Source organism: Micropepsis pineolensis, from assembly GCF_055392125.1.
On sequence record NZ_AP042408.1, the window covers coordinates 387,950 to 400,190 of the forward strand.

The 12,241-nt window shown below is 59.4% G+C and carries 10 protein-coding genes and 1 riboswitch; of the genes, 6 read left to right on the plus strand and 4 right to left on the minus strand.

What is annotated here, in order from left to right; all coding sequences use genetic code 11:
- Nucleotides 1–205: 205 nt before the first annotated feature.
- Nucleotides 206–396, plus strand: a riboswitch (cobalamin riboswitch).
- Nucleotides 397–507: 111 nt separating this feature from the next.
- The 4 genes from ACZ5RI_RS01740 to ACZ5RI_RS01755 all read left to right on the plus strand — a co-directional run bounded on the left by ACZ5RI_RS01740 (nucleotide 508) and on the right by ACZ5RI_RS01755 (nucleotide 5,661).
- The gene (locus tag ACZ5RI_RS01740; protein ID WP_464514392.1) at nucleotides 508–2,541 is read left to right on the plus strand and encodes a ribonucleoside triphosphate reductase; all 2,034 of its coding nucleotides are present in this window, start codon (nucleotides 508–510) and stop codon (nucleotides 2,539–2,541) included.
- 33 nt (nucleotides 2,542–2,574) lie between these two features.
- Complete coding sequence (nrdD, locus tag ACZ5RI_RS01745) at nucleotides 2,575–2,763, plus strand: anaerobic ribonucleoside-triphosphate reductase (RefSeq protein ID WP_464514393.1); 189 nt, start codon at nucleotides 2,575–2,577, stop codon at nucleotides 2,761–2,763.
- A 10-nt stretch (nucleotides 2,764–2,773) separates the two neighbouring features.
- Nucleotides 2,774–3,460, plus strand: a complete 687-nt coding sequence (locus tag ACZ5RI_RS01750; RefSeq protein WP_464514394.1) for an anaerobic ribonucleoside-triphosphate reductase activating protein — start codon at nucleotides 2,774–2,776, stop codon at nucleotides 3,458–3,460.
- Nucleotides 3,461–3,945: 485 nt separating this feature from the next.
- Entirely contained in the window at nucleotides 3,946–5,661 is a 1,716-nt protein-coding gene (locus tag ACZ5RI_RS01755) for a pentapeptide repeat-containing protein (RefSeq protein ID WP_464514395.1), read from the plus strand.
- A gap of 281 nt (nucleotides 5,662–5,942) precedes the next feature.
- On the opposite strand, the gene ACZ5RI_RS01760 is transcribed toward ACZ5RI_RS01755, so the two are convergent.
- The 3 genes from ACZ5RI_RS01760 to ACZ5RI_RS01770 are packed head-to-tail and all read right to left on the minus strand — an operon-like array spanning nucleotide 5,943 to nucleotide 8,025.
- Nucleotides 5,943–6,335 (minus strand): VOC family protein, encoded by a 393-nt coding sequence (locus ACZ5RI_RS01760; RefSeq protein WP_464514396.1) that lies wholly within the window; start codon nucleotides 6,333–6,335, stop codon nucleotides 5,943–5,945.
- A gap of 33 nt (nucleotides 6,336–6,368) precedes the next feature.
- The gene (locus ACZ5RI_RS01765) at nucleotides 6,369–6,797 is read right to left on the minus strand and encodes a hypothetical protein (RefSeq protein ID WP_464514397.1); all 429 of its coding nucleotides are present in this window, start codon (nucleotides 6,795–6,797) and stop codon (nucleotides 6,369–6,371) included.
- A gap of 19 nt (nucleotides 6,798–6,816) precedes the next feature.
- Nucleotides 6,817–8,025, minus strand: coding sequence for an NADP-dependent isocitrate dehydrogenase (locus tag ACZ5RI_RS01770; protein WP_464514398.1), 1,209 nt, complete (start codon nucleotides 8,023–8,025; stop codon nucleotides 6,817–6,819).
- A gap of 137 nt (nucleotides 8,026–8,162) precedes the next feature.
- On the opposite strand from ACZ5RI_RS01770, the gene ACZ5RI_RS01775 reads away from it, so the two are divergent.
- Entirely contained in the window at nucleotides 8,163–8,966 is an 804-nt protein-coding gene (locus ACZ5RI_RS01775; protein WP_464514399.1) for an RNA methyltransferase, read from the plus strand.
- A gap of 30 nt (nucleotides 8,967–8,996) precedes the next feature.
- Here the strand turns inward: ACZ5RI_RS01775 and ACZ5RI_RS01780 are convergent, their stop codons facing one another.
- Nucleotides 8,997–11,237 (minus strand): primosomal protein N', encoded by a 2,241-nt coding sequence (locus ACZ5RI_RS01780; RefSeq protein WP_464514400.1) that lies wholly within the window; start codon nucleotides 11,235–11,237, stop codon nucleotides 8,997–8,999.
- 78 nt (nucleotides 11,238–11,315) lie between these two features.
- On the opposite strand from ACZ5RI_RS01780, the gene ACZ5RI_RS01785 reads away from it, so the two are divergent.
- Nucleotides 11,316–12,236, plus strand: coding sequence for a tyrosine recombinase XerC (locus tag ACZ5RI_RS01785; RefSeq protein ID WP_464514401.1), 921 nt, complete (start codon nucleotides 11,316–11,318; stop codon nucleotides 12,234–12,236).
- The last annotated feature ends 5 nt before the right edge of the window (nucleotides 12,237–12,241 follow it).

Genomic DNA, 12,241 nt, shown 5'->3' on the forward strand with positions numbered 1-12,241 from the left:
AAGACGCATCGATCAAACGAGAGAGACCGCGCCGCAGCAACTTAAAAGACGCTGTGACAATGTTAGACTGGCGTCATCTTTTTTTTGGTAAATTTTTTTGGCGCCAAATTCTGCTGACGAATCAGTTGGCAAGAATGAAATTCGCTTTACACACAAAAAATCCCCCCACTCGCTGTCTTGACTTACCCCCCCACCCCTCTACACCATCATTATATGGGGTTAGGGTGCTTCGGGTGACCGACATCTTGGGCTTAAAAGGGAAATTCGGGTTAAGACCGATGCTGCCCCCGCAACTGTAAGCGGCGAGTTTGTCGAGCCACTGGTGTTAACTGGGAAGGCCGACGGGACGCGTTAGTGCCGCTAAGCCAGGAGACCTGCCTTACCCCAATACGTGACTGCCCTTGGGCGGGGTGAACCAATGGCCGAACAACGGCTGCCGAAATATTCGGCGGCACGGTTCGGCGACTCTTCCCCCGCTCGGATATGATTGATCTAAAGGAAACAGCAATGTCCGCGCGAATCTCCGCCACACCGCCCCGTCAGGTCGCCAAACGTAACGGTGAGCAGGTGCCCTTTAATGCGGAGAAAATTCGCTTTGCCATTGAGCGGGCCGGTAAGGCCGCCGGTGAATTTGAAGCCGATGAAGCCGAGCTTTTAGCGATTCAGGCAGTCAAGGTGCTAAGCCACCGCTTCCCGCAGGAGCCGCCCCACATCGAACAGGTGCAGGACGTGGTCGAGCAGGTGCTGATTTCGGCCAACCATTTTGCCACCGCCCGCGCCTTTATCGTTTACCGCGAACAGCGCGCCCGTCTGCGCACCGACAAGCACACGCTGGTCGATGTCAAAAGTTCGATCAACGAATATCTCGACCGGGCCGACTGGCGCGTCAACGCCAACGCCAATCAGGGATATTCCCTGGGCGGATTAATTCTCAATGTCTCGGGCAAGATGGTCGCCAATTACTGGCTGAGCCATGTCTATCCGCCCGAGGTTGGCCGCGCCCATCGCGACGGCGATCTGCACATCCACGATCTTGATATGCTGGCGGGCTATTGCGCCGGCTGGTCGCTGCGCACGCTGCTGACCGAAGGGCTGAACGGCGTGCCGGGCAAGGTCGAAGCCGATCCGCCCAAGCATATGTCGAGCGCCATCGGCCAGATCGTCAACTTCCTTGGCACGTTGCAAAACGAATGGGCCGGGGCGCAGGCGTTCTCGTCGTTCGATACCTATATGGCGGCCTTCGTCCGTAACGACAAGCTGAGCTATGACGAGGTGCTGCAGTCGATTCAGGAACTGGTCTATAATCTCAACGTCCCGTCACGCTGGGGCACGCAGACGCCGTTCACCAACCTGACCTTCGACTGGACCTGCCCGGACGATTTGCGCGACCAGACCCCGATCATTGCCGGTGAAGAAATGGATTTCACCTATGGTGATCTTCAGGTCGAGATGGACATGATCAACCGCGCCTATATGGAGGTCATGACCCGCGGCGATGCCAAGGGCCGCGTGTTCACCTTCCCGATTCCGACCTACAACATCACGCCGGATTTCCCGTGGGAGAGCGAGAACGCCAACCGCCTGTTCGAAATGACCGCGAAATACGGCCTGCCGTACTTCCAGAACTTCGTCAATTCGGAACTGACGCCCAACATGGTGCGTTCGATGTGCTGCCGGTTGCAGCTTGACCTGCGCGAACTGCTCAAGCGCGGCAACGGCCTGTTTGGCAGTGCCGAGCAAACCGGTTCGGTTGGCGTTGTGACCATCAACTGTGCGCGTCTGGGCTATCTTTATAAGGGTGACGAAGCCGCGCTGCTGGCCAAGCTGGACGAGCTGCTCGACATCAGCCGCACCAGTCTGGAGATCAAGCGCAAGGTCATTCAGCGCCATATGGATAATGGCCTGTTCCCCTATACCAAGCGCTATCTCGGCACGCTGCGCAATCACTTCTCGACCTTAGGCGTTAACGGCATCAACGAGATGATCCGCAACTTCACCGCCGATGCCGAAGATGTCACCACCGACAAGGGCTATGCCTTTGCCATCCGCTTCCTCGATCATGTCCGTGCCAAGATTGTTTCCTATCAGGAAGAAACCGGGCATCTCTATAATCTGGAAGCGACCCCGGCCGAAGGCACCACCTATCGCTTCGCCAAGGAAGACCAGAAGCGTTATGCCGACATCATTCAGGCTGGCACCAAGGATCAGCCTTACTACACCAATTCCAGCCAGCTGCCGGCGGGCTTTACCGATGATCCGTTTGAAGCCCTGACCCGTCAGGAAGAATTGCAGCGCAAATATACCGGCGGCACCGTGCTGCATCTGTATATGGGGGCGCGGGTGTCCTCGGCCGAGGCGTGCAAGAAGCTGGTGCGCCGCTCGCTTGAGAATTTCCGCCTGCCCTATATCACAGTGACACCGACCTTCTCGATCTGCCCCAAGCACGGCTACATCGCCGGTGAACATCATTTCTGCCCGAAATGCGACGAGGAATTGATCGCCGCCAAAAAATGCGGGTCGCCCTGCAAAGCGGCCGAATAAACTGCCGAATACGCCACCGAATAGGAGAATGTGATGAATCAGATGGTTTCCCCTCAGGAATTTGCCAACGCCGTCGTTCTGAAAGACGAAGAACGCCAGCCCTGCGAAATCTGGACCCGCGTGATGGGCTATCACCGCCCGGTCTCGTCGTTTAACCGCGGCAAGAAGGGTGAATTCGCCGAGCGTAAATATTTCTGCGAATCCAAGGTTGACCTTGCCTGATAGTGTAAAAATGACGACGGGCGGCAAGGATATGCCGCCCGATTTGTATCCGGCGGACAAAAGCCCGGACCGCATCGCTTTGCGCGTTGGCGGACTGGAGCGCTGGTCCTCGGTCGATTGGCCCGGCGAACTGGCGGCGACGATTTTCTGTCAGGGCTGTTCATGGGCCTGCCGCTATTGCCATAACCAGTCGTTGCGCAACGCCACCAGCCCGGACGAAACACCGTGGGCGGAGGTTTTTGCGTTTTTGCACAAACGCCGTGGGCTGCTGGATGCCGTGGTGTTTTCCGGTGGGGAACCACTGCTGCAAAAAGATCTCGCTGCCGCCGTGCGCGCTGTAAAAGCGCTGGGCTATCGCATCGGCCTGCATACCGGTGGCCCGGCCCCGGAACGCTTTGCCGCGATCTTACCCGATCTCGATTGGGTCGGCTTTGATGTGAAGGCACCGTTTGCCGAATATGAAGCCATCACCGGCGTGCCCGGCAGCGGTAATGCCGCCCGCGAAAGCTTAAAGCTGCTGCTGGCCCGTGGCATCGCTTACGACATCCGCACCACGGTGCATGAAAAGCTGCTGGATGCGGCGGCGCTCGCCCGCCTGAACGCCGACCTTGCCGCCCTTGGCTGCGGCCCAACCCGCCAGCAACCGTTTCGTAAAGACGGCTGCATGGATGCCGAACTGAACGCGTCCATTCTCTGACACCATTTCCCCCTCATGCTGAACCTCACCCTGAACTTGCCCGAAGGGGGAGGTAAGTCGAAGCATGAGAACGTGCTGAAAACAGGCCTCACTTCTCCTGCCCCGCTTAGCGGGGAAGGTGGATGCCGTGCGACCAGCACGGCAGACGGAAGGGGGATCATCGCGCGCCCCCACCGTCAGTGCCGGTTGACACCGGCCCTGACACCTCCCCCGTGCAAGTACGGGGGAGGAGAAGTACCCCACTCTCATAGCAGTTTCCTCATCCTGAGCCCGCCCGAAGCATGAGCAGCCACTCAGCCCTTCCTCATCCTGAGCCCGTCGAAGGATGAGGCAGATTTGGCCACCACACACCAGTCACCTTGGCCGGGCCTGACCCGGCCATCCAGCCTTATCTTCTGCCATAGTGCGATCCTGTGCACGCATTCCCAATTTCCTTGCTGCGCATGACCGTGCGGCCTACGCTTTTGCTGGCAATGGGGGCGGCAATGGCAGAGTGGGATTTAGAGAAATATTACTGGCCGCGTGACCGCGTTTTACGCTGGTGGGATCAGGGCTGGGACTGGGACAGCCTGAAGGACCCAAACCGCCCGGCAGGGCAGTGCCCCCACCCGGATTTTAATACGTATGCGGACTATTACGACGAAGCATTTTCAAAGACAATTATGATCGACGATCCCCGCCCCGGCAAAACCGGCAAGATCAGCGAATGGGATTATTGGCATGATGGCGAAGACCGCTGGTTGACGAATTTTCCAAGAGGCTCAGCACATTGGTGGACGCCCTATCATTTGCCGCTTTACGATCTCAACGGTAACCTAAGCCCGAAGCACCCGGGCTATACGGGTGGCGATAGATGGACTGATCCTGACCGCGAAGCCTTCATTCGTAGCCTTACAGCAAGAATACGAAAAAAGGGAAACGAGAAAGCCCTTAACGCCCCACTATGTGGCGTTGTTATTACACAATTAACGTATTCTTCTATCTTAGACGAAATACTATTTGTCGATTTTTCCAATGCGTTTTTCGGTCCAGGTACCAGTTTTTTTGCGACATGTTTCGGTGGTGGCGTTAAATTCAGAAATGCCGTCTTTGGCACAAGTACAAGTTTTTCAGATGCACGTTTTGATATCGTAATAACCTTTGCTCACGCGTACTTCGGAGATGTGACTAGCTTTGATGGTGCAACTTTTAGCCATCTCGCGTTATTTTATGGGACCGATTTTGGGAATGGCGCAAGTTTTGATAAAGCAACTTTTGGCGATAGGTCAAATTTTACAAATGCAACACTTGGTAAAAACTGCACCTTTACTAAGTCGAAATTTTTAGGGTCAGTAACTTTTTCTAGAAGTAGCGACGGCCAAGACAAATATAAAGAACAATTAGAATTTCGTGACTCTTCATTCTTCAAGGCAGAATTCAATAGTGATGTTGACTTTTCAGGTCGCCAATTTATTGGAAACACTGATTTTCATCAGATAAAATTTAACGGCCTAGCCAAATTTTATGGCGCTGAGCTTTCTGAAGAAACCTATTTCACCTTAGACGATGCACATTGGCCGCTGCCGCCCAAACCAAAGAGGCGGATTGCTAAGACGCTCTCTAGGCTTCGGCATCGCATCCGGGGCAACCACGAAAGCACAACAGAAGTACCAGAGCCGGAAACGCCCTCCGCCCGTTTTGAAGAATACGAAAAAGCCTTTTGCCGTTTGAAGAAAATTCAGCAGGGACATGAGGCCCGCACGGCGGAGCATTTCTTCTATAAGCTGGAACTGAAGGCTCGCATGCGCCGCAGCGATATTCGCTGGACAGAAAAATTTGCGGCAGGGGCGTATGGATTATTCTCCGACTACGGAGAAAGTATCGGTCTGCCACTGTTCTGGCTGTTGGTTTCGTTCCTGATTGCCACGGCGGTGACCTGTTGCGCGGCGCTGCCGTTCTGGCAGGATTTCGCGCCGGGCAATCTCGGCTTTGCCGCCACGGCGGCGTGGCACAATTTGGTGCCGGGCGATTTTGTGAAGGATGTGTTTCAGGGCTGCCACGATGAAGCCTGCCGCAGTTACCGTTATGGCGAATGGTGCGACCATCTGCTGACCCGCTATGGCTTTAGCCTCTATGTCGTCACCGGGCTGTTTGCGGCGTGTAATCTGGCGCTGTGGTTTTTGTTCGGCCTTGCCCTCAAACGCCGGTTCCAGATCAAATAACCCCCCGGTCATTTTCTTGCCCCGCGACCGGGCCAGCCGATCCGTTCAGGGGGTGACACTGTGGGGCGAAGGCCCTCAGCGCGGCTTAAAACTCCGTTTTACGGACCACGCATCCGGTTTTTTGAAATTTTGCTGCCGCTACGCGCAGGGTTATTACACCAAACCGTCTTTGCAGGACCGTTTCGTTCAGCAAAATGCCCCCTTCCGCCCAACAGTGTGGGCGGAATTCGGCATGGTTTTTAAGCCCTATCCAACGGCGCAAAAAAATTTCCGCTTGCGGCTTATCCCTTAAAATACACACAGAGCTTGTTGCCGACGGGATCGCGCAAATACGCCCCGAAGAACTTTGACGCCGGATCCTCCACCGGGCGGGGACCGGGCTTGCCTTCGTCGCTGCCACCCGCCTTCAGGCCAGCCTCATAAGCCGCGACCACCGCATCCCTCGACACGGCTTTAAACGCCAGCATCAGGCCATTGGCAGGCGTCGCCGGGGCCCCGTCGAACGGCTTGCAGACATAGACCGAATGGCTTTCAGGCCCTTCGGACGCCGGGCCCCAGCCGATCCAGTCACCATCCTTAAATTTGCGTGCCGCGCCCAGTGCGCCCAGCACGGCATCGTAAAACACACCCGAGGCATCAACATCGTTGGCCCCAATCGTCACATAACCCAGCATGATTGCTTGCCTTTTTATCTGAAACCCGCGCCGCTAGGGCACATTGCACTGCGCCAGAACATCCAGCGCCCGATCCATCCCCATCACATTGGCGGTGTATTTTCCCCAGGGCAATTCCCATTGCAGGGATTTGGCCTGACGCAGGCGTGCCGCCAGATCGGGGTTGGTCACCTTGAACAGCACCAGGGTGAAAACCGCCTCAACTTCAATACTTTGCGGCTTAGCACCATCAATCGACAGGCGTGCATCACGGTGCATCGGCGGCCAGCGCCATTCCGGCCGCGCCACCGTCAACACCAGCTGGTGTGTGTGACTGAAGCTAACCGTGCTGTTGATCTCGCCCCCGGCTTTGCGCGCCGTGCAATCGGTTGCGTTGACCGGGCCGACCTGCCAGCCCTCGGCCGTGGTGACGGCCTCAAAAGCATGGGCCGGCGCCAGCGCCAGCCCACACAGGACCATCACAGGGAGCGCCAGGCGCACCTTAGAGCGCGGCGGCCAGATTCGCCGCCACCTTGTCGAGGAAGCCTTCGGTGGTGAGCCATTTCTGCTCCGGCCCGACCAGCAGCGCGAGGTCTTTGGTCATGAAGCCAGCTTCCACCGTATCGACGCAGACTTTTTCGAGCAGTTCGGCGAAAACTTTAAGATCGTCATTGCCGTCGAGCTTGGCGCGATGGATCAGCCCACGCGTCCAGGCGAAGATCGAGGCGATGGAGTTGGTCGACGTGGCATGGCCCTTCTGATGTTCGCGGAAGTGGCGGGTGACGGTGCCGTGGGCCGCCTCGGCCTCGACCACCGAGCCATCCGGCGTCATCAGCACCGAGGTCATCAGCCCGAGCGAGCCAAAACCCTGCGCCACCGTATCGGACTGCACATCGCCATCGTAATTCTTGCAGGCCCAGACATAACCGCCCGACCATTTCAGCGCCGATGCCACCATGTCGTCGATCAGCCGGTGTTCATAGGTGATACCCGCCGCCTTGAATTTGCTGGCAAATTCGGTATCGAAGACCTCCTGGAACAGATCCTTAAAGCGACCGTCATAAGCCTTGAGGATGGTGTTCTTGGTCGACAGATAGACCGGCACCTTGCGGTTCAGACCGTAATTGAGCGAGGCCCGGGCAAAATCGCGGATCGAGTCATCCAGATTATACATCGCCATCGCCACGCCCGCGCCGGGGGCCTTGAACACCTCATGCTCGATCACCTGACCATCAGCGCCGGTGAATTTGATGGTCAGCGTGCCCGCACCGGGAAACTTGAAATCGGTGGCGCGGTACTGATCGCCGAAAGCATGGCGGCCGATGATGATCGGCTTGGTCCAGCCCGGCACCAGACGGGGCACATTCTGGCAGATGATCGGCTCGCGGAAGATCACGCCGCCCAAAATATTGCGGATGGTGCCGTTGGGCGATTTCCACATCTTCTTAAGATTAAATTCCTTAACGCGGGCTTCGTCCGGCGTGATGGTGGCGCATTTGACGCCAACGCCATGGCGCTTGATCGCCTCGGCGGCCTCGACGGTAACCTTGTCCTCGGTGGCATCACGATGTTCGACGCCCAGATCGTAATATTCCAGCGGAACGTTCAAAAAGGGCAGAATCAGCTTGTTCTTGATCATCGCCCAGATGATGCGGGTCATCTCGTCGCCGTCGAGTTCGACAACGGTGCCGGTTACTGTGATCTTGGTCATCGGAAAGTCCTTTAAAGTTCGGGCAAAGCTCTGGAAATATGTTGGCTAAGGCTATATCCGGCATTACCTGAGGTCAAAGCGGCGATTGGCCTAACCTCATCAAACTCTAAACCGCCGAGCGAAAGTCAGCAAAGCCCGTGTCCGCACCCTCGATCATCCTGTCCCGTCCCCAACTTGGCGAAAATATCGGTGCGGCAGCGCGCGCCTGCAAGAATTTCGGCCTGCCGGATTTGCGCCTGGTCGCGCCGAAGACCAGCTGGCCCAATGATAAGGCCCGCGCCATGGCGGTGGGGGCGGTGGATCTGATCGATGCGGCCCCGATTGCCCCCGATACCCGCAGCGCGCTGGCCGATCTGCAGCTGGTGTTCGCCACCACAGCGCGCGCCCGTGGCGTTCCGAAAGAAACCCTGACCCCGGCCGAGGGGATCCGCCGCCTGCGCGAGGCTGCCGCCCGCGGCATCAAAAGTGGCATTCTGTTCGGTAACGAGCGCGCCGGGCTGGAGAATGACGAGGTTTCGCTGTGCGATGCCGTGATCTCAATCCCGACCACCGAGTTTTCCTCGCTCAACCTGGGTCAGGCGGTGCTGGTGTGCTGCTATGAATGGTTCAAGGCGGGCGATGTCACCCCGGCCGCCCATCTCGACCAGCATCCCTTGCAGCGCCCGCCGACGCGGGACGAGCTGTTCGGCCTGTTCGACCATCTTGAACGCGAGCTGACCGAAAGTGGCTTCCTCTATCCACCCGACAAGCGCGAGCACATGGTCCGCGCCATCCGCGCCATGCTGCACCGGGCCCATCTGACCTATCAGGAAGTCCAGACCGTGCGCGGCATGATCGTCGCTATGGCCCGTGGCAAACACCGCAGGCCAAAGGCGGAACGCGCCGCCGAAAAAGCCGCCGCACGGGCCGGAGCCACGACGGAAACAAAGACGCAAGAGTAATTTTCACGACCAGCCCGTGGTGCCGCCACTTCAGAAAAAGCTCACCGGGTCGATGTCGATGGCCAGGCGCACGGTGGCGGGAATTTTGACCGATCCCAGCCAGCTTTGCAGATAGCCCTGAATATTGACGCCCCGTTCGGCCTGCACCAGCAACCGTTCACGCGTGCGGCCACGCAGCAACGCATAGAAGGCCGGGGCGGGGCCCCACACCCGCACGCCGCGGGCCCGCGGCGCGGCATTGGCCAGCATACGGCCCGCACCAACCACATCGGCTTCTTTCATACCCGACAGGATCAATGCCGCCAGCCGACCGAACGGCGGCGCGGTGGCGCGGCGACGAAACTCGGCCTCCTGGGCATAAAAGGCATCCCGGTCCTGCGCGGCCAGCGCCTTCATCACCGCATCTTCCGGGTTGCGGGTCTGGATCAGCACCAAACCGGGCTGCTCGGCACGACCGGCGCGGCCCGAAACTTGATGCAGCATCTGAAAACTGCGTTCGCGGGCCCGCGGATCGCCATCGGAACCGCCCAAATCGCCATCGACGACGCCGACCAGCGTCAGATGGGGGAAATGGTGGCCCTTGGCGACAATCTGGGTGCCGATCATCACATCGATCTCGCCCTTGCCCATGGCACGAATGGCGGCCTGCATGGCATCCGGCCCGTCCATGGTGTCAGACGAGGCCACTGCCATATGGGCATCGGGGAACAGGCTGTGAAATTCCTCGGCCACGCGCTCCACCCCCGGCCCGCAGGCGATCAGAGCCCCTTCCTCGCCACATTCCGGGCATTTCTTCGGGATCGGCACTTCATAGCCGCAATGGTGGCAGATCAGGCTGTGGCGGGCGCGGTGCTCGACCAGCCAGGCCGAGCAGTTCTTGCACACGATCTTGTGGCCACAGCCGCCACACAGGGTGAGCGGGGCAAAGCCGCGCCGATTCAGGAACAGCATGGCCTGTTCACCCGCCGCCAGGGTGTTTTTGAGCGCTTCGCGAAGCGGCGGCGAAATATAGCTGCCGGGATCGCCCTTATCGTGACGCAGATCGATCAGCCGCACGACGGGCAGCTCGGCGACGCCATGGCGTTCGGTCAGTTTCAGATGGGCATAGCGCCCGGCCACCGCATTGGTGAAACTCTCCAGCGACGGCGTGGCCGAGGCCAGCACCACCGGGCAGCTTTCGGCCTTTGCCCGCACCACCGCCATATCGCGGGCGTTATAAATAACCCCCTCTTCCTGCTTGTAAGCCCCGTCATGCTCCTCATCGACGATGATCAGGCCCAGATCGGAAAACGGCAGGAACAGACCGGAGCGGGCACCAACCACGGCGCGGGCCTCGCCAGACAGCACCGCCTTCCACACCCGGCGCCGCTCGCGCGGGGCCATATCGGAATGCCATTCCGCCGGGCGGCAGCCAAAGCGGCGGGCGAAACGATCGAGAAACTGCACCGACAGGGCGATTTCCGGCAGCAGGATCAGCACCTGCCGACCGGCGCGAAAGGCTTCTGCCGCCGCTTCAAAATAGGTTTCGGTCTTACCGGAACCGGTGATGCCATCGAGCAGGCTGGCGGCAAAGCGCCTGTTGTGCACATCGGCGACGATGTGGTCCGCCGCGGCGCGCTGTTCGCCATTCAGCACCGGGGTCGCAAAATCAGCTTGCGGGATGGGCAGTGCGGTAAATTCCGGTAGCTCGGTGCGCAGCAGAGCCCCGGCGGCAACCAACCCTTTAATCACCGAAGGGGTCACCCCGGCCTCAAAAGCCAGATCGCTTAAAGTCCGGGCCAGCCCATCGGCGGCAATGGCCAGCACACGCTGACGCGCTTTGGACAGTACCTCCGGCGTTTGCGTACCTCGGAGATAAGCCGGGCGCCCCTTGCCCGCCTCCAACAGCTGGGTGCGTAGCGCCATCGCCAGCACCTGACCGGGCGGGGCCAGGGTGTAACGCGCCACCCAGTCGATGAAATCGCACAAAGCGGGCGGCAAAACCGGATGGCCGGGCAGGGCATCGACCGACTTCAGCCGGGCTTCGGTCACCTCGCCGGAAGCCGGGCCCCACACCGCGCCGATGCGGGTACGCCCGGACAGCTTGGCCGAAACCAGCAGGCCGCGCTGTAAGGCTGGCACACGATAGTCGAGCGCAGGAATCGGCACCGGCAAGAGCACGCTTGCCGTTTCCTGCTTTTCGTCTGGCCCGAACAGGCTTTCGCCCATCGCCTTAACACTCCATTGCCCGGCACGTAAAAGGTGGGGAAAAGCATTTCCGTCCACCGCCATAGGGCTATACTTGAACCCGTGATTTGCCCGCAGCATGTACCATGCCGCCGGGGCTTTTGTCCGGTCAATGAGGGGCTGATGGCGCAAGACGCGCATTGCCTGAAACAGGCCTATTTACGCTACCTCGCCGACGAACGGCGGGCGAGCCCGCACACGTTACGCGCCTATGGCGATGATCTTGATCGGTTTTTCGTCTTTCTGCCCGGCCATCTCGGTGCCGAACTGGACCAGGACGCCCTGACCACCCTGACCCCGGCGGATATCCGCGCCTTTATCACCGTGCGCCGCGCCGAAGGCCTTGGCGCGCGCGGGGTGCAGCGGGCGCTGGCCGCGGTACGGGGTTTTTTCCGCTATCTCACCCGCGAGAATATTCTGGCCAATCCCGCCGCCAAGGCGGTGCACAGCCCGCGCATTGCACGCAGCCTGCCACGTCCGCTCAGCGTAACCGACGCCGCCCGCACCCTGGAAGAAGCCGGCAAAGGCAAGAAAGACTGGATTGCGGCGCGCGATACCGCGCTACTGACCCTGCTTTACGGTGCGGGTTTGCGCATTTCCGAGGCACTGGCGCTGACACGCGCTGATCTGCCGCTGGGCGACACCCTGCGCGTCACTGGCAAGGGTCGCAAAGTCCGGCTGGTGCCGCTGTTGCCGGTGATCGGCACGGCGATCGCGCATTATGCCGAACGGGTGCCCTTTGTCGGCGAACCGGACGGTCCGCTGTTCGTTTCGCGCCGGGGCGGACCGATGAGCCCGCGCGAGGCCCAAAGCCTGATGCAAAACTTACGCGGCCGCCTCGGTCTGGCCCAAAGCGCCACGCCGCATGCCCTGCGCCATTCCTTCGCCAGCCATATTCTGGCCGGCGGCGGCGATTTGCGCAGTGTGCAGGAACTGCTCGGCCATGCCTCGCTGTCCACCACCCAGATTTACACCGCGATTGATAGCGCCAAAATGATGGAGGTTTACCAGCGCGCCCACCCCAAAGGGCAATCCGGGCCATAAAACGT

Excerpts from the sequence above, each read along its gene's own strand:
- ACZ5RI_RS01740 (WP_464514392.1), top strand. The coding sequence starts at position 508 with ATGTCCGCGCGAATCTCCGCCACACCGCCCCGTCAGGTCGCCAAACGT.
- nrdD (WP_464514393.1), top strand. The coding sequence starts at position 2,575 with ATGAATCAGATGGTTTCCCCTCAGGAATTTGCCAACGCCGTCGTTCTG.
- ACZ5RI_RS01750 (WP_464514394.1), top strand. The coding sequence starts at position 2,774 with ATGACGACGGGCGGCAAGGATATGCCGCCCGATTTGTATCCGGCGGAC.
- ACZ5RI_RS01755 (WP_464514395.1), top strand. The coding sequence starts at position 3,946 with ATGGCAGAGTGGGATTTAGAGAAATATTACTGGCCGCGTGACCGCGTT.
- ACZ5RI_RS01760 (WP_464514396.1), bottom strand. The coding sequence starts at position 6,335 with ATGCTGGGTTATGTGACGATTGGGGCCAACGATGTTGATGCCTCGGGT.
- ACZ5RI_RS01770 (WP_464514398.1), bottom strand. The coding sequence starts at position 8,025 with ATGACCAAGATCACAGTAACCGGCACCGTTGTCGAACTCGACGGCGAC.
- ACZ5RI_RS01780 (WP_464514400.1), bottom strand. The coding sequence starts at position 11,237 with ATGGCGGTGGACGGAAATGCTTTTCCCCACCTTTTACGTGCCGGGCAA.
- ACZ5RI_RS01785 (WP_464514401.1), top strand. The coding sequence starts at position 11,316 with ATGGCGCAAGACGCGCATTGCCTGAAACAGGCCTATTTACGCTACCTC.